This is a genomic window from Caballeronia sp. LZ016 (assembly GCF_031450805.1).
Taxonomy (GTDB): Bacteria; Pseudomonadota; Gammaproteobacteria; order Burkholderiales; family Burkholderiaceae; genus Caballeronia.
This window is the reverse complement of the sequence record NZ_JARTVY010000004.1, coordinates 479273-495949: the sequence shown is the minus strand read 5'-3', so window position 1 is coordinate 495949 and position 16677 is coordinate 479273. Positions and strand designations below refer to the sequence as shown.

Sequence of the window (16677 nt, the reverse complement as noted above, 5' to 3'; positions counted from 1 at the left end):
TGCTATCAGCGCCGGGCCGCCGCTGCGACGACACGATGCACGAAACGCAACTTGTCGATGACAGGCGGCGCGAGCGCGAACGGATATCCATCCGGCATGCCGAGACTGCGATTCAAGCTGTTCAGCACATACGTGAGTGGAAACCAGCGATCCATGAGGTTATCGAACGAGGTTTCCTCCACAGGCGTCTGGTCGGTAAGCATGGGCTCGTGCGGACTGTCGGGTACGAGTACGAGTCCGCAGGACACGGCCGTATCGACCGTATCGACGATATGCAGATAGTGCGCCCACGTCTCCGCCCAGTCCTCCCAGGGGTGCATCGTCGCATAGGCGCTGATGTAGTGGTCGGCCCAGTCGGGCGGCGGACCTTTTTTGTAATGACGGTCGAGCGCAGCCGAGTAGTCCTGCTGTTCGTCGCCGAAAGCCGTGCGGAACGGTTCGATGCGAGGCGTTTCCGCGATCAGGCGATCAAAGAAATAGTGCCCTGTTTCATGGCGGAAATGGCCAAGCAGCGTGCGATACGGCTCGTGCAGCGAAGAGCGGACCTTCTCGCGATGCGCGTCGTCAGCCTCTGCAATGTTCAGTGTGATAAGGCCGTTGTTATGGCCCGTCATCACGCCTTTGCCTTCGGCGTCGCCTTCGAGGAACTGGAATTCGAGTCCGTGTTCCGGATCTTCCTGGCGAGACTTCACATCCAGCCCGAGTTCGTCGAGCGTATAGAGCAGGCGGCGCTTCGCGTTTTCCAGCCGATACCAGTAAAGGCGGTTATCGGGCGAGGTGAGATTCGGAATGGTGCTCGTCAATTGACAGGAACAACACAGCGTATCGTCGGACTCCGCAGGAATCATCCAATTGCAGACGTTCTCGACGGAATAGTTGTGGCAAGGCCTGAACAATGCGCCTTCAGCGAGCGGATGCAGGCTTTTCCAGCGACCGTCTTCATCCTCCTCGAAGGCGCTGATCTGACGCAGCTCGGGCACATATCCAAGGCGTGCGCCACACTTCTCGCAGTGAGTGTTTTCGAAGAACACGAGTTGATTGCATCGATTGCAATGGAAGGTCTTCATGTCGGGGATCGGAAGGAGGGATCGGGGCGAATGGTGCGGGGTGGGCCAGCGCGACCGTTGCAAGGAGCGTGCCGCGCGCGCCGTGCCCAAACCCGTTTGCAGCATTAATATTGACCAAGGAGTTGTTTGTGTCCATTCGCGTCGCGTTGAATCATGTCACGCATTACCGCTACGACCGCCTTGTCGGCCTTTCGCCGCAAGTGGTGCGCTTGCGGCCTGCACCGCACTGCCGCACGCCGGTGCTTTCCTATTCGATGCGCGTTGAGCCGGAAGAACACTTCGTCAACTGGCAACAGGATGCGTTCGCCAACTATCAGGCCCGGCTCGTTTTTCCCGAGAAGACACGGGAATTCAAGGTGACCGTCGACCTCGTCGCCGAGATGGCCGTCTACAACCCGTTCGATTTCTTTCTCGAACCGTCTGCGGAAACGTTTCCCTTCAGCTACGCGCCCGACCTGCTGCACGACCTCGCGCCCTACATGATCAAGCGTGAGCTGACGCCGCGCTTTGCGGCTTTTATCGAAAGCATCGACCGGTCGTCGGCGCGGCCTACGGTAAATTTTCTCGTCGAACTGAATCAACGCTTGTCGCAGGACATTCGTTATCTGATCCGCATGGAGCCGGGCGTCCAGACGCCGGAGGATACGCTTGCGCATGCCGCGGGATCTTGCCGCGATTCGGGGTGGCTGCTTGTCGAAACGCTGCGGCATTTAGGGCTTGCGGCGCGGTTCGTGTCGGGATATTTGCTGCAGCTCGCACCCGATACCAAATCGCTCGATGGTCCGAGCGGCGCCGAAGCCGACTTTACCGACCTGCATGCATGGTGTGAAGTCTTCCTGCCTGGGGCGGGCTGGATTGGCTTCGACCCGACCTCGGGACTGCTGGCCGGCGAGGGGCATATCCCCGTTGCATGCACGCCGGAGCCGGATAGCGCAGCGCCCGTGTCCGGCGCCGTCGAAAAATGTGAAGACGAATTCACTCACGCGATGTCCATCGAACGCGTGCTCGAAACCCCGCGCGTCACGAAGCCGTACAGCGATGACGAGTGGAACGCGGTGCTGCGCATGGGGGCGCAAGTCGATACGCAACTGGACGCATCCGATGTTCGCCTGACGATGGGCGGCGAGCCGACCTACGTCTCGATACGCGACCGCGATGCACCGGAGTGGAACACTGACGCCCTCGGCCCGACCAAGCGCGCGTACGCCGTGTCGCTCATGAACAAGCTGCGCGCGCAATACGGCAGTGGCGGCTTTCTGCATATCGGTCAGGGCAAGTGGTATCCGGGAGAGCAGTTGCCGCGCTGGGCTTTGTCGTTTTACTGGCGCGCGGATGGCGAGCCATGCTGGACAGACCCCGCGCTTTTCGCCGACGAGCGCCATCCCGCGAACTACACATCGGAGGATGCGGCCCGCTTCATCGGGCATCTGGCCGGCAACCTGTCGCTGAATGCAAAATACATTCAACCCGGCTTCGAAGACACGTGGTACTACCTTTGGCGCGAACGCCGTCTGCCTGTCAACGTCGATCCTTTCGACTCGCGCCTCGCCGATGAACTGGAACGCGTGCGCCTGCGCCGCGTCTTCGATGCGGGGCTGTCATCGGTGATCGGCTATGCGCTGCCGATTGCGCGCGCCGAAGCCGATGCTATGCATCCGGCACGGTGGACGAGCGGCCCGTGGTTCCTGCGCGACGAACGCATGTACCTGGTTCCGGGCGATTCGCCGATGGGCTACCGCTTGCCGCTCGATTCGTTGCCGTGGGTCGCGGAGGGTGACTATCCGTGGCAGCACGAGCACGATCCGTTTGCGCCATCGGTCCCGCTCCGACGGGCTGCCGAGCTTCGCATGCAATACGCCGAGTCGCATCCTGCATTCGGCATGCAACATGCGCAAGGCAGGATGCAATCCGAGTCCGAACCGGCGAACACGGACCGCATGCCTGAGCGCGGCGAGTCGGCGGCATGGGTTGCGCGAACGGCGGTCTGCGTCGAAGCACGCGATCCCGCGCGCGCTGCAGGCCCTAAGGTCGAGGAGCAAGCGCTGCGGAACGGAGGCGAGGGCAGCAAGCTCGTGCATGTCTTCATGCCGCCGCTGGCCGGTATCGACGAATACCTCGACTTGCTCGCGGCCGTCGAAGCGACCGCCGCCGATCTCGCGATGCCCGTCATCATCGAAGGTTATCCGCCGCCGCGCGATGCGCGACTGAAAGTGCTGCAGATCACGCCCGACCCCGGGGTGATCGAAGTGAACATACATCCGGCATCGAACTGGAAGGAACTCGTCGACCACACGGAGTTTCTCTACAACGCAGCGCACGAGTCGTATCTCAGCCCCGAAAAGTTCATGCTCGACGGGAGGCACACCGGCACCGGAGGCGGCAATCACTTCGTGCTCGGCGGCGCAACGCCCCCGGACAGCCCGTTTCTGCGACGCCCCGATCTGCTCGCGAGCCTCATCGGCTACTGGCACAACCATCCGTCGCTGTCGACCCTATTTTCTGGCCTGTTCATCGGTCCGACGAGCCAGGCGCCGCGCGTCGACGAAGCCCGCAACGATCAGGTCTACGAGCTCGAGATTGCATTCACCGAACTTCAGCGACAACTCGACCTGCTCGGCGGACGCGGCAGCGCGACGGTGCCGCCGTGGCTCATCGACCGCATTCTGCGCAATATCCTCATCGATGTGACTGGCAACACGCATCGCGCGGAATTCTGCATCGACAAGCTGTATTCGCCGGATGGTCCCACGGGCCGCCTCGGCCTCCTGGAACTGCGCGGCTTCGAGATGCCGCCGCATGCGCGCATGAGTCTCGTCCAGCAACTGTTGCTGCGTGCGCTCGTCGCCCGCTTCTGGCAGACGCCGTACACGGCGCGTCTCACGCGCTGGGGCACCGAGTTGCACGATCGCTTCATGCTCGGCACGTTCGTGCAAATGGACTTCGACGACGTGCTGACCGAACTGCGCGCTGCGGGCTTTGCGTTCGAGCGCAAATGGTTCGATCCGCATTTCGAATTCCGTTTTCCGCTTGTGGGTGAATACGTTGCCAACAGCATTTCGCTCACCATCCGCAATGCGCTCGAGCCGTGGCACGTGCTGGGTGAAACGGGCGCGATCGGCGGCACCGTGCGCTACGTGGATTCGTCCGTCGAGCGGCTCGAAGTGCGGGTCATCGGCTTGAACGACAGCCGGCATGTGGTGACGGTCAACGGCGAGCGACTCCCGCTGCAACCGACGGGACGCGCGAGCGAGTATGTCGCCGGCGTGCGCTTTCGTGCGTGGGGCCAGGCCCAGTCGCTGCATCCGACCATCGGTGTGCATGCGCCGCTTACATTCGATATCGTCGATACATGGGCCGGGCGCGCGATCGGTGGCTGTCAGTATCATGTCGCGCATCCGGGCGGTCGCAACTACGAGACGTTTCCGGTCAACGCGTATGAAGCGGAAAGCCGCCGGCGTGCGCGCTTCTTCGCGAGCGGGCATACGCCGGGACGTATCGAGACCGAGCCGCGTGAACGCAGCCTCGAGTTCCCTTTCACGCTCGATCTGCGGCGTACCTGAACGCAAGCACATTACCCCGACGAGACGACCTTGACGTTTCAATCGACACTGCCGTTCGACGCTTCCGCCGCGCGCATCGACCCGCTCGCGATGTTGCGTGCGTTGCCTGCTCGCGAGGGCCGATGGGACGAACTGCGCGATGCATCCGGCCAGTTGCGCGAGCCGTGGCGCCATTTCTTCGCACTGCTCGGCGAACAGGGCATCGCGCGCCTCGATGATGGCGTCGCCGCCGTGGCGCAACAGGTGCGCGACAACGACATCACCTATAACGTCTACGCAGACAATGGCGAGCCGCGAGCATGGTCGCTGGATCTGCTGCCACTCGTGATCGATGAAGACGAGTGGGCCATCATCGAACGCGGTGTCGCGCAACGTGCACGTCTGATGGAAGCCATCGTCGCCGATGTCTATGGTCCTCAAACGCTGCTTCATCGCGGGCTGTTACCGGGTGCGCTGGTGTACGGGCATCCGGGCTATCTGCGCTCAGTGAAAGGCTTCGTGCCGCCGAACGAGCGCTTTTTGCAGATCGTGGCGGTCGATCTTGCGCGTTCGCCATCGGGTGCATGGACGGTCATCGCGCATCGCACCGAAGCGCCTTCGGGACTGGGCTACGCATTGGAGAACCGGCTGATCGTCGCGAGTCTCTTCACCGAGCCATTTCGTGCCATGCGGGTGAGCCGCCTTGCATCGACTTATTCGCAGCTCGTCGCCACGCTCGCACAAGCCGCACGTGCAACCATGCACGGCGACGAAGGAGCGCGCAACGATGCCCCCCACATTGCGTTATTGAGCCCGGGCCCGTTCAGCGAGACCTATTTCGAGCATGTGTTTCTCGCGCGCTACCTTGGCGTGACGCTCGTCGAAGGCAAGGACCTGACCGTGCGTCAGGACAAGCTCTACCTCAAGACGCTGGCAGGGCTGTCGCGCGTACATGCGGTGCTGCGACGTCTCGACGATGCGTTCTGCGATCCCGTCGAACTGCGTGCGGATTCGAGCATCGGCGTGCCGGGCCTGTTGCAGGTGATGCGTGCGGGCAACGTGGCGATATCGAATGTGCCGGGCGCGGGGTTCACCGAATCCCCCGCGCTGAATGCGTTTCTGCCGGGCATCGCCGATGCCTTGCTCGATGAAGCCCTTCAGTTGCCGACCGTGCCGACATGGTGGTGCGGCGAAGAGGCCGCGCGCCGCGAAGCCTTCGAACGCGTCGATGATGCGTTGCTCGTGCCGACGTGGCCGGGTATGCAGGCGCATCATGCACCGGGCATCGAAGCGGGCGTGCAGAAGCTCGCGGACTGGCAAGAGCGCATCGAGCGTGCGCCCGATGCTTTCACGGTGCAACAAAGCTTGCCGTTCTCCTGCGCGCCGCGCTTTCATGATGGCGCGCTCGGCGCTCGCCCATGCGTGTTGCGAGCTTATGCAATAGCCGATATGGACGGAGCATGGCGCGTGATGCCCGGCGGCTTCACGCGTCTTGCAGGCGACAAACGCGCGACGGTATCGATGCAGCTGGGCGGCAGCAGTGTCGATACGTGGGTGCTGTCGAGTCATGCCGCGCCGCCCGCACCGTTGCGCCCGACGATAAAGCCCGGCGATTTGCGCAAGCATCGCATCGTGTCGAGCCGTGCCGCCGAGAACTTGTTCTGGGCGGGACGCTATGGCGAGCGTGCGGAAAACAACGTGCGCCTGTGCCGCCTGTTGCTCGGCTCCCTCGATACCAGCGATGCCGATGCCATGTTCAGCACGCTCGTCGAACTTGCGAGGCAATGCGGACTCATTCCGTCGATCGACACGCTTGCGCGCAGTTCGCCGCATGCGTTCGAACGTGTGCTCGTCGCGGGACTCGCGGAAAGCGCGATAGCGACGAGTATCGGCGGCAATCTCGCGGATCAGACACGCGCATGTGGCGAGATACGCGACAGGCTTTCCACCGATCACTGGCGCACCATCCTCGCATCGCGCAACGATTTCCGCGATGCGCTCGCGCGCCTGGGCCTAGCATCGCCGGAAGCGGGCTTCGATTATGACCGCGTCATGCTCGCCGGCGCGCTCGAGCATCTCGCGACGCAGCTTCTTGCCATCAGCGGCGCGCAAGGCGACCGCATGACGCGCGACGAAGCATGGCGGCTCATCTTCATCGGGCGCATGATCGAGCGCGTATCGACGATGGCGACGTTTCTGCGCGTGGCGGCGGAGCGCAACACGCTGGGTTCGCCCGCGGGCTTCGAGCTGCTCTTGCAACTCTTCGATAGCACGCTGACGTATCGCTCGCTCTATCCGGGACGCATGGAAGTGCCCGCGCTCATCGATCTGATCGTGGTGGACGAAACCAATCCACGCGGGCTTTATGGCGTCTACGCGCGCTTATGTGCGAAGCTCGATGACATCGCGGCTTCGGCAGGCGGGAGACGTCACGCCGATCTATCCGGAATCCTGAGCAAAGCCGACGCCTTGCCTCAGCTGGATGCACTCTGCGAAACGGCCGACGACGGCCGCTATGACAAGCTCGTGCGCCTGTGCAACGCGATGATCGCATCGGTGAGTACGGCGTCCGGCGAAGTCAGCGCCCGCTTCTTCAGTCACGCCAATACGCTTGCCGCGCAGGTCTCGTCATGATCCCGACGCTCGACGCCAGCGATAAATCGACGACGCTTGCAATCACGCATCGCACGATGTATCGCTATTCGACGCCTGTCGAGATTGCGCAGCATCTCGCGACCATTCGACCGCTGCATTGTCCGTGGCAGCAGGTGATCGCACATACGGAGCGCATTGAACCGCCGCCGTCGTATGTGCATAGCCGCGTCGATGCATTCGGCAATGACCTGCTTTACTTCTCGCTCGATGCCCCGCACGAACGTCTTTCGATGACGAGCGAAACCACGGTGCGCCTGAGTCCGCGATGGAACGCGCTCGATCCGCATGCGACGCCGCCGTGGGAAGAAGTCGCGCACGGACTGCGCTATCGTGCGGGCGCGGCGTTCCTGCCGCAGAGCGAATTCTGCTATGCGTCGCCCAACATCGCGATGAACGATGCACTGCGCAGTTACGCACGCGAGAGCTTTGCGAATGGCACGCCGCTGATCGCCGGCGCGATCGACCTCATGCATCGCATTCATGCGGACTTCGAGTACCGGCCTTCGTCCACTGCCTTCGATACGCCCGCCACGCGTGCGTTCGAACTGAAGCACGGCGTATGTCAGGACTTCGCGCAAGTGATGATCGGATGTCTGCGCGCGCTGGGCTTGCCCGCGCGCTACATCAGCGGCTATTTGCGCAACGATCCGCCGCCGGGACACCCTCGTCTGATCGGCTCGGACGCATCGCATGCGTGGGTGTCGCTGCATTGCCCGCAAAGCGGATGGATCGACCTCGATCCCACGAACGATGTGCTGGCCGACCTCGATCACGTGACGCTTGCGATGGGCCGGGACTACAGCGATGTGTCGTTGTTGCGCGGCATGATACTGGGCGGTGGCTCGCATCATGTCGACGTAGCGGTGAATGTGCTCGCGTTATGAACGTGCCACACATTAGGACGATGCGGCTCGGCATGCAAGGTAGACTTGCCCGCCAGCCTTAGTCGCCTAACCGTAGTGGAGAGACATGACGTGCAGACTAACAAGACGCTTGGCGTGATGATTTACGTCGACAATAGTGCGACCATGTTGCAAGAATTCGAGTGGATCTACAAGAGCTGGATTTTCAGCGGCAACTGGACCACGTCCGACTTGATCGTGGTTCATCATCCCGACGTTGCGCATGCGCTTCCTCTCGATGACGAAGGCATTGTCGGCGTGCCCTGTCTGCCTGTTGCGGTGCCGGGCAGCCCGTTCGAAGGCTACCACTTCATGAATTCCATCGGTTGCGTGTCGGGGCCTCATATCGATGACATCGCCTTGCGCTATCCCTTCCTGCTGCGCACCGACGCCGATGTGTTTCTGACCAGCAATCTTGTTGACTTCAGGCCAAGCTATCCGGTGCATGGGCGCGGTCACTATCACCGCAGGCCGGACTTCCGCGAGAAGATGCTCGACTTCTGCAAGCGGCATGGCGTGATACATCACAATCATTTCGGCTGCGGCAGTTCGCTGCTCGCGCAGTCGCAGCTGGTCGTCCCTTTCCTGCGGAGGCAGACGTATTGGTGCGAGAAGCTGCTGCGTGACTTCGGCGACGATCCGGCGAACTGGGGCACATGGCCCGACTGGTTTCGGGGGGTGTCGAGCATGTATGCGGCCGAGATTGCCGCAGCGGAAGCGGGCAACGCGTTTCTTCGCCTGGGACGCGAGCGCATTCTCGATGTAGAGAGCTTCTGCGACGAGAAGATCGACAGCCTCGTGTTCCACATTCATGCGGTGCATACGGACACTTATTTTTCGAAGTTCGAGTACCGCAACGGCGCGTACGATGACGTCGATATCAATGCGCTCGATATCAGCTACATTGATCAATACTGCCATTGGCTGGCGGCTACGCCTTTGGAAGACATCAAGCGCCGCGCCGCGTATCCGCAATAAGCGGCTACGCTTCAACTCTGCGCGCGCCGCAATCGCTCGCGGCTGTTGATGAGATGCAGGCGCATTGCGGTGCGCGCGGAATCGGCGTCATTGCGCTCGATGGCATCCGCAATCTGCTCATGCTCACGATTCACGCGCAGCAGGTAGTCGGCGTAGTCGTCGTGGGGTATCGCCGTGGCTGTCAGTCGCGTGCGCGGAAACATGCGCAATCCGAGATGCTCCATGATCTCCACGAAATAGCGATTCCCCGTTGCGTGCGCAATCTCGAGATGGAAGCGAAAGTCGGGCGACACCGTGTCTGCGGCGGTCCCGACGCTGCCCGCGAAATCGTCGAGCGCAGAGCGCATCCTCGCGAGCCTCGCGGCATCGCCCCGCATCGCCGCAAGCCCCGCGCATTCGGTCTCCAGACTGATGCGCAGTTCGAGGATGGCAAGCGCGTCCATCGAGCCGGCCACATCGGCGGGATCGAGTTGCAAGAGCGGCGATGCAGCCGCTTCGCACACGAACGTGCCGATGCCATGGCGCGTCTCGACGAGCCCGGCTGCCTGCAACCTCGACAGCGCCTCGCGCACGACAGTCCTGCTCACGCCATAGCGTTGCACCATCTCTGCCTCGGTGGCGATTCGGCTGCCGGCCGATAACACACGCGATTCGATCTGCGCGCGCAGCGCATCGACGAGTTGTGTCGTCAGACTGCGCCTCGCACCGGGCGCGGGTGAGACAGCATTCACGAAGGCGAACGAATCGGGCGGTGGCGTCACGGCGCTCCTGTTTGGTTTTGACAAGCGTTGACAAAACGTCCGGTAAGTGATGATATGCGCCATGTTGTGATATGACAACGTACAAGAACATGCGCGCAGGGTAATCCCTAGGCGTGAATGCAGGAGACAAAATTCGCATGGCATACCAAACGGACGCACCCGCGCAGGGTGGCGGCTTCACACGCTTGCTGTTGACGGGCGCGGCAGGCGGCATCGGGACCGCGATTCGGCGCCGCGTAGCCCAGTTCGCACAAAGCGTTCGAATCTCGGATCTGCCGGGCGCGATCTCGAACGAGGCCGCACCGCACGAGGAAGTCGTGCCCTGCGATCTTGCCGACCGCCAGGCAGTGGACGCACTCGTCGCCGGCTGCGATGCGATCGTCCATCTGGGCGGCGTATCGGTCGAGCGGCCCTTCGAGGAAATTCTGGAAGCGAACATCAAGGGCGTCTTTCACCTCTACGAAGCCGCGCGCCGTCACGGCGTGAAGCGCGTGGTGTTCGCGAGTTCCAACCACGTCACCGGGTTCTATCGGCAGGACGAACGGATCGATGCGAGCGCGCGGAAGCGGCCCGACGGCTATTACGGCTTGTCGAAATCCTTCGGCGAAGACATGGCGCAGTTGTACTTCTACCGCTACGGCATCGAGACGGTGAGTATTCGCATCGGGTCGGTGTTCCCCGAGCCGAAGGACCGCCGCATGATGGCGACGTGGATGAGCCATGACGACTTCCTCGAACTGCTGCGGCGCTCGCTTTTCACGCCTGACGTCGGGCACATGATCGTCTTCGGCATGTCCGCCAACGCGTACACATGGTGGGACAACCGCGAAGCCGCGCATCTCGGATTCACACCGCGGGACTCGTCCGAGCAGTTTCGCGAGAAGGTGGAAGCGACGCCGCCTCCCGCCGCCGACGACCCTGTCGCGGTCCTGCAAGGCGGCGTATTCACGACGATAGGTCCGTTCGATCCGCTGCCGCCGGTTTAATGCATGCGGCATGCAACATGATGAATGCCATGTAGCGTAGTCAGTCGTCATACGTCAATTGCGCTTAATGGTACAGCCGGTTTCCAGGGACATCGCTGCCATGTTTTCTCTCGACTTCTCTCCGTTGCTGCCGTACTGGCCGACGTTTCTCCTCGGCGCGTGGCTCACGCTCAAGATGACGTGCGTGGCCGTGTTCTTCGGCCTGATACTCGGCATGCTCGTGGCGTTCGCGAAGCGCGCCAGGGTGCCCGTGCTTTCGCGCGCGTGCATCGTCTATATCGAGGCGGTGCGCAACACGCCGTTCCTCGTGCAGATCTTCCTGTTGTACTTCGGACTTGCGAGTATCGGCTTGCGCATGCCGACCTTCGCAGCCGCCGCGCTCGCGATGACCATCAACATCGGCGCCTACGCAGCCGAAATCATCCGCGCAGGTCTCGAATCGGTGCCTCGCGGACAGATCGAAGCCGCCGAATGTCTCGGCTTGCCGAAGTGGCGAATCGGCTGGCATGTGATGCTGCAGCCGTCGATCGAGAAGGTCTATCCGGCACTCACCAGCCAGTTTCTGCTGATGATGCAGGCGTCCGCAGTCGCATCGCAGATTTCGGCTGAAGAGCTCACGGCTGTGGCCAATACCGTGCAGTCCGATACGTTCCGCTCGCTGGAAACCTACATAGTGGTCGCGGCGCTTTACCTCGCCTTGTCCTTGCTCATCAAGCTGATTGCCTGGGCAATCGGCGAGCATGTGTTCAAGCGCCGTCGCGCGATCCGTCTTGCAGCCAAACGCGCGGGCAAGACGCCGCCGGATCCGCAACGCATCGATACGGTCATTCCCGGAGGCGCGGCATGAGCGGCGGATTCACGTACTCGCACCTCGTCTATCTGGTGCAATCCATCGGCTGGACGCTTGCGCTCTCCGTGCTTGCGTTCGTGCTCGGCGGATTAGGCGGCTTCGTGGTGATGCTCGCGCGCATCTCGCCGCGCCGGTGGCTCTCGCGCGCGGCGCTCGTGTTCATCGAAGCGATTCAGGGCATTCCGTTGCTGATTCTGCTGTTCATCGTGTATTTCGGGTTGTCGGTTTATGGCTATCAGGTGCCCGCACTCGTCGCGGCGGGGATTGCGTTGATGGTCTATTCGAGCGCCTATCTCGGCGATATCTGGCGCGGCTGTATCGAAGCGATGCCACGGCCGCAATGGGAAGCCGCCGAATGCCTGTCGCTGTCGCGCTGGCAGAGCCTGCGGCTCGTGATCATTCCGCAAGCCATGCGCCTCGCCTTGCCGCCGACGGTCGGCTTTCTCGTGCAGCTCATCAAGATGACGTCGCTTGCTTCGGTGATCGGCTTCATCGAATTGACGCGCGCGGGCCAGATCATCAACAACTCGATCTTCCAGCCGTTCCTCATCTTCGGTTTGGTCGGCGTGTTCTATTTCCTGCTGTGCTATCCGCTCTCGCGCTGGAGCCAATCGATGGAGAACAAGCTCAATGTCAGCAATCGTTAAGGTCGGCGATATTCACAAGAGCTTCGGCTCCAATCACGTGCTCAAGGGCGTGTCCTTCGAAGTCAACAAGGGCGAGATGATTGCGGTGATCGGCGCGAGCGGCTCGGGCAAGAGCACGGCCTTGCGTTGCATCGACCGGCTGGAGACAGTGGATCAGGGGCAAATCGAAGTGTGCGGCATTCGTGTCGACGATCCCAAGGTGGACCTGCATCGCTTGAGGCGGGAAGTGGGTATCGTGTTTCAGAGCTACAACCTCTTTCCGCACCTGACGGTCGAAGAGAACATCATGCTCGCCCTGCGGCACGTGAAGAAGATGTCGCGCGACGAAGCGCGGCGCATTGCGCTCAGGGTGCTCGAGCAAGTCGGACTCGCGCAGAAGGCCGAGTCGTATCCCGAGCAGTTGTCGGGCGGACAGCAGCAGCGAGTCGCGATCGCGCGTTCGCTCGCCATGTCGCCCAAGGTCATGCTGTTCGACGAAGTGACATCCGCGCTCGATCCGCAACTTACAGGCGAAGTGCTGCGCGTGATGGAGGACCTCGCGGCGGACGGCATGACCATGCTGCTCGTCACGCATGAAATGGCCTTCGCCAAGCGCGTGGCGGACCGGATCATCTACATGCATCACGGCAAGGTCTGGGAAGTCGGCGATGGCGGCATGCTCGACGCCCCGCGCACGCCCGAATTGCGAGCGTTCCTCGATAACGGTCTTTAACCCCGCTTCAACTTCTGTACATTCATAACGACGGAGACACCACTTGAAAGCCAGCAAATTCATTGCACGCGCTGCCCTGGCAACCTTCATGTTCGCGGGCGCGGTGCATAGCGCGATGGCCGATCAACTCGACGACATCAAGAAGGCCGGCGTGGTTCGCGTCGCCATTGCGATGGGCACGCCGCTTTTCAGCTATGCCGACGAGAACCTCAAGCCTGCAGGCTCGGACGTCGACACCGCCGCGGCCCTTGCCAAGGATCTCGGCGTGAAGCTGGAGCTCGTGCAAATCACCAATGCGGCGCGCATTCCGACCCTGCAGGCCAAGCGCGCGGACCTGGTGATCGCCGATCTCTCCATTACGCCCGAGCGCGCCAAAGTGGTCGATTTCTCGACGCCGTATGCGGTCATCACGATCATCGTGGGCGGCATCAACAGCGCCAAGGTCAAGGATTATGCGGATCTCGACGGCAAGACCATCGGCCTCACGCGTGCAACCGTCAACGACACGCTGACGACGCAGCAAGCCAAGGGCGCGCAGATTCAGCGCTATGAAGACGATGCAACCCTCATCACGTCGATGGTGACGGGCCAGATCGATATCTTCTCGAGCACGCCGTCGAACCTGCAGGAAATGCAGCGCCGCGCGCCGCAACGTCACATCGAAATGAAATTCGAGCAGAAGAATTTCGATCTCGGCATTGCAATGAACAAGGACCAGCCGCGCCTCAAGGACTGGGTCAACAACTGGGTTCACACCAACATGCAGAATGGCAACCTGAACACGATTTACAAGAAGTATCACGGTCGTGACTTGCCGGATGCCGTCCGCAAGAGCTAAGGCGCTTCAGAAGCGGCGGATCATCCGCCGCTTCTTCAGGGAATCAGCCCTTGCGGGTGTAGCGCAGCCACACAACATCGCTCTCTAGTTTTTCGACTGACTCCAGCTTCAGATACGCCGGCGTTTGCCACTTTTCCATTCCCACTTCAAAGGATGACGGGTGGGCTTCGCGTCCGTCGACGAGCGGCATCAGCAGTACGCTTATTTCATCGGCTAACCCCGCATTGACGAACGCGCCCGAGACGTGGCCGCCGCCTTCCACGATCAACTTATCGATTCTTAATTCGCGCTCTAGCGTCTCGACGACATGCTCGAGATCGATGTCTTCTTTGCCGCCGAATAAGTACGATGCGCCGATGGATTGAGATAGGCGAGGTAGTCGTCCTCAACGGTTTCGGCGAGGACTTCGACGATATGCGAGTCGAGTGCCGTGCTGCTTTTCCATGCGACGCGTCCCTTGGGGTCAATGGAAATCGCGTATTGACTGGCATCGCGCGCGGCGAAATGATTGGTGCGCGCAATCGGCTCTTTAGCCAGTCCGCGCGGATAATCGCGGTCCTTGCCGTGCGATATTTCCTGCATTGTCACGCGCCCGCATGCCCAGGCGTCCGCCTTGAATGTCGCGGCGGTGTCTTCATAGCAGGGGGAGGCAAAGCCGAGATGCCAGCCGTCGGTGAGGCTGCGGCCGTCGACCGACGACATCATGTGGCAAACGATATGCATACGTGCTCCAGCGCCGAAAAAGTGGACGCTGGCGCAAAGCACATGCCCGACGCGCTACTTTTCTTCCTTGCTGTCTGGCGGAAGCGGCCCTTCCTGATCGATGGTGCTTCCCTGGCGCCAGACGTCCTTGCCCGCTTCGGACAACGCTCCGCTGCTTGCGTTCTTTCCCGCTTCGGTGCCTTCGACCGCCATGTCGCCGCCCGCCTGCTCCTGCGACGGCAATTTCTCCCCTTCGCGCGCTGAAATGCGATCTTCCTGCGACCTGCCTGCATGCGTGGACATAAGCCCTCCATGAAATTAACGATTCCGCGGAAGACGCAGCAAGCCGCAAGCCAAGTTCACATGCGAGCGCTTAAGAGACGATTCATGTCCGGGTTGTGGTCGATAGTTGTAGGCATTCAACCGTAAAGCGCTTCAAACATGACTTTCTTGTCGCCAATCGCGGAGCAGGCCGAAGACTGCTGCGAATACCATCCACCTGACGATGTTCGAACACTGCTGCTGCTATGGACCAAGCGCGCTCGCGAGGCGCAGATACGCCACTATGCAATGGCGGACCGGCTATCTGCATACGGAAGGCGGCTCGGGCTTGCCGTAATCGGAATGACCGCGCTCACGGGCACGTCGTCGTTCTTATCGCTTGTGACGGCTGCGGTTTCGCCCGAGTTACGCATCGTCGTCGGCATGGCGAGCATGGGTGCGGCCGTTATGGCTTCGTTGCAGACCTTTCTTCGCTATAACGAGCGCGCCGATCTTCATCGAAGAGCAGGCGCTCTCTATGGCGCGGTCCGGCGACGACTCGAAGCGATGCACGCGCAAGGCAGCAGCGGCGAGGCCGTGAGCAACACGTGCGACATGAGTGCCGTGCGCGACGAACTGGATCGCATCGCGCAGGCGGCGCCGCACGTCTCGCTCAACTCATCAACCGGCCCCATTCATAGTCGACGGCATCCGGACGCATCGGAAACACGCCGGCCCCCGGCGTGAACGTCAATTCGCCGAAATAGATTTTGTCGCCGGGTGCGTACAGGTCGACGCGCACATATTCGAAGCCTTCGGCGAGCGCGGTCGCAATCGACAGCAGCTTGTCGAAGTTGTCCGGCCGTGGCAGCGGCACTTCACTGCGTGCGTAATGGCCGATTGCAATGTCGAGGCGGTTCCAGTTGCCGTCGTACATGTCGCCGCGCGGATGCTCGCCGAAGCGATCCGAGATCAGCGCGGTAAAGACGGTCGGCTTGCGCTCGCCCGCGCGGAAGAAGCAATGCATCTTGATGTCCGCGGGCACGATGCCGGTCTGTTCGAGCAGCAGTTCCTCAAAGAAAATGCGCGGGCTGATGGTGCGGTAATGACGCTCGCGCGCCACGCGGTAGAAGTCCGTGGCGAGCCACTGCTGCGCCAGCGCATGGAGTTCCTCGAACGTGGTCTGCGACTTGTCGCGCACGAGCTTGACGAAGCCGCTGCCGTGATTCGCCTTCATCACGAAGCGATCGGGCAGGGCGTCGAAGACATCGCGCGTGAACTTGTCCGGAGCGGCATAGAGCTTCGGCAGATGCTCTTCGCCGATCTTGCTGCGAACGTAGTCGCGCACGGTCAATTTGTCTGTCAGATCGACGAACCTCGGGTCCGGATACAGGCAGCGGTAGAGAATCTTTTCGTTGAAGGTCTTTGGCGCTTTGATATTAGGAAAGCGGCCGACCTTGTGCAAATGGGCGATGCGCAAAAATACGCTATCGGGCAGCCAGTCCTTGGCGCCGTCGACCAACCTTTTGGAAAGCGACATTCTTTCTCCCGGATAGGACGCGGTGTGTCGTTGTGTCAGTGAGCGAACAAATGATACTTACGTTTGTAAAATAGGCAACGGTCTAGTTCCATGAAAATGCTTCCACTGACGCCGTGCGCGGTATCGCACAGACATGGACTGTTCGTCTGGGCTTGCGTGAAATGGACGTTCGTGCGTTAGGACCAGAGCCATCGAATGATGGTTGTTGTGCAGATCGTAGCCCATGACGGGGTTTCGCG

The 16677-nt window shown here is 61.4% G+C and carries 16 protein-coding genes; 10 read left to right on the top strand and 6 right to left on the bottom strand.

The window, feature by feature from the left end; genetic code table 11:
- Positions 1–5 precede the first annotated feature (5 nt).
- Positions 6–1067: a putative zinc-binding metallopeptidase gene (locus P9220_RS22745; protein ID WP_309767887.1), complete on the bottom strand. Its 1062-nt coding sequence runs from the start codon at positions 1065–1067 to the stop codon at positions 6–8.
- A 128-nt stretch (positions 1068–1195) separates the two neighbouring features.
- Here P9220_RS22745 and P9220_RS22740 point away from each other — a divergent pair, with 128 nt between their 5' ends.
- From P9220_RS22740 to P9220_RS22725, 4 genes are all read left to right on the top strand, one after another.
- Positions 1196–4627, top strand: coding sequence for a transglutaminase family protein (locus P9220_RS22740; protein WP_309767886.1), 3432 nt, complete (start codon positions 1196–1198; stop codon positions 4625–4627).
- A 30-nt stretch (positions 4628–4657) separates the two neighbouring features.
- Entirely contained in the window at positions 4658–7240 is a 2583-nt protein-coding gene (locus P9220_RS22735) for a circularly permuted type 2 ATP-grasp protein (protein ID WP_309767885.1), read from the top strand.
- On the top strand, positions 7237–8145 hold the full coding sequence (locus P9220_RS22730) for a transglutaminase family protein (RefSeq protein ID WP_309767884.1): 909 nt from the start codon (positions 7237–7239) through the stop codon (positions 8143–8145). The genes P9220_RS22735 and P9220_RS22730 overlap by 4 nt, the downstream gene beginning before the upstream one ends.
- A 90-nt stretch (positions 8146–8235) precedes the next feature.
- Positions 8236–9141, top strand: a complete 906-nt coding sequence (locus P9220_RS22725) for a hypothetical protein (RefSeq protein ID WP_309767883.1) — start codon at positions 8236–8238, stop codon at positions 9139–9141.
- A gap of 11 nt (positions 9142–9152) precedes the next feature.
- Here the strand turns inward: P9220_RS22725 and P9220_RS22720 are convergent, their stop codons facing one another.
- The gene (locus P9220_RS22720; RefSeq protein ID WP_309767882.1) at positions 9153–9902 is read right to left on the bottom strand and encodes a FadR/GntR family transcriptional regulator; all 750 of its coding nucleotides are present in this window, start codon (positions 9900–9902) and stop codon (positions 9153–9155) included.
- Positions 9903–10039: 137 nt separating this feature from the next.
- Between P9220_RS22720 and P9220_RS22715 the strand changes: the two genes are divergently transcribed.
- From P9220_RS22715 to P9220_RS22695, 5 genes are all read left to right on the top strand, one after another.
- Positions 10040–10888 carry an NAD(P)-dependent oxidoreductase gene (locus P9220_RS22715; protein WP_309767881.1) on the top strand — a complete coding sequence of 283 codons (849 nt, stop codon included), beginning with the start codon at positions 10040–10042 and terminating at the stop codon, positions 10886–10888.
- 100 nt (positions 10889–10988) lie between these two features.
- Positions 10989–11735, top strand: coding sequence for an amino acid ABC transporter permease (locus P9220_RS22710; RefSeq protein ID WP_309767880.1), 747 nt, complete (start codon positions 10989–10991; stop codon positions 11733–11735).
- Complete coding sequence (locus P9220_RS22705; protein WP_309767879.1) at positions 11732–12385, top strand: amino acid ABC transporter permease; 654 nt, start codon at positions 11732–11734, stop codon at positions 12383–12385. Before P9220_RS22710 ends, P9220_RS22705 begins: the two co-directional genes overlap by 4 nt.
- A complete protein-coding gene (locus P9220_RS22700) occupies positions 12369–13097 on the top strand; it encodes an amino acid ABC transporter ATP-binding protein (RefSeq protein WP_309767878.1) in 729 nt (242 codons plus the stop codon). The genes P9220_RS22705 and P9220_RS22700 overlap by 17 nt, the downstream gene beginning before the upstream one ends.
- A gap of 43 nt (positions 13098–13140) precedes the next feature.
- Complete coding sequence (locus P9220_RS22695; RefSeq protein ID WP_309767877.1) at positions 13141–13935, top strand: transporter substrate-binding domain-containing protein; 795 nt, start codon at positions 13141–13143, stop codon at positions 13933–13935.
- 43 nt (positions 13936–13978) lie between these two features.
- On the opposite strand, the gene P9220_RS22690 is transcribed toward P9220_RS22695, so the two are convergent.
- From P9220_RS22690 to P9220_RS22680, 3 genes are read right to left on the bottom strand one after another with little or no spacing between them, the layout of a single operon-like run.
- Positions 13979–14203: a dihydrofolate reductase family protein gene (locus P9220_RS22690; protein ID WP_309767876.1), complete on the bottom strand. Its 225-nt coding sequence runs from the start codon at positions 14201–14203 to the stop codon at positions 13979–13981.
- 23 nt (positions 14204–14226) lie between these two features.
- A complete protein-coding gene (locus P9220_RS22685) occupies positions 14227–14658 on the bottom strand; it encodes a hypothetical protein (protein ID WP_309767875.1) in 432 nt (143 codons plus the stop codon).
- A gap of 54 nt (positions 14659–14712) precedes the next feature.
- On the bottom strand, positions 14713–14940 hold the full coding sequence (locus P9220_RS22680; RefSeq protein WP_309767874.1) for a hypothetical protein: 228 nt from the start codon (positions 14938–14940) through the stop codon (positions 14713–14715).
- Positions 14941–15078: 138 nt separating this feature from the next.
- Here P9220_RS22680 and P9220_RS22675 point away from each other — a divergent pair, with 138 nt between their 5' ends.
- Positions 15079–15645 (top strand): SLATT domain-containing protein, encoded by a 567-nt coding sequence (locus tag P9220_RS22675; RefSeq protein ID WP_309767873.1) that lies wholly within the window; start codon positions 15079–15081, stop codon positions 15643–15645.
- On the opposite strand, the gene P9220_RS22670 is transcribed toward P9220_RS22675, so the two are convergent.
- On the bottom strand, positions 15572–16438 hold the full coding sequence (locus tag P9220_RS22670) for an ATP-grasp fold amidoligase family protein (RefSeq protein WP_309767872.1): 867 nt from the start codon (positions 16436–16438) through the stop codon (positions 15572–15574). The genes P9220_RS22675 and P9220_RS22670 overlap by 74 nt on opposite strands.
- Between the last annotated feature and the right edge of the window lie 239 nt (positions 16439–16677).

Coding starts and splice junctions, on each gene's coding strand:
- P9220_RS22745 (WP_309767887.1), bottom strand. CDS start 1,067: ATGAAGACCTTCCATTGCAATCGATGCAATCAACTCGTGTTCTTCGAA.
- P9220_RS22680 (WP_309767874.1), bottom strand. CDS start 14,940: ATGTCCACGCATGCAGGCAGGTCGCAGGAAGATCGCATTTCAGCGCGC.
- P9220_RS22670 (WP_309767872.1), bottom strand. CDS start 16,438: ATGTCGCTTTCCAAAAGGTTGGTCGACGGCGCCAAGGACTGGCTGCCC.
- P9220_RS22700 (WP_309767878.1), top strand. CDS start 12,369: ATGTCAGCAATCGTTAAGGTCGGCGATATTCACAAGAGCTTCGGCTCC.
- P9220_RS22710 (WP_309767880.1), top strand. CDS start 10,989: ATGTTTTCTCTCGACTTCTCTCCGTTGCTGCCGTACTGGCCGACGTTT.
- P9220_RS22715 (WP_309767881.1), top strand. CDS start 10,040: ATGGCATACCAAACGGACGCACCCGCGCAGGGTGGCGGCTTCACACGC.
- P9220_RS22685 (WP_309767875.1), bottom strand. CDS start 14,658: ATGCATATCGTTTGCCACATGATGTCGTCGGTCGACGGCCGCAGCCTC.
- P9220_RS22675 (WP_309767873.1), top strand. CDS start 15,079: ATGACTTTCTTGTCGCCAATCGCGGAGCAGGCCGAAGACTGCTGCGAA.
- P9220_RS22705 (WP_309767879.1), top strand. CDS start 11,732: ATGAGCGGCGGATTCACGTACTCGCACCTCGTCTATCTGGTGCAATCC.
- P9220_RS22730 (WP_309767884.1), top strand. CDS start 7,237: ATGATCCCGACGCTCGACGCCAGCGATAAATCGACGACGCTTGCAATC.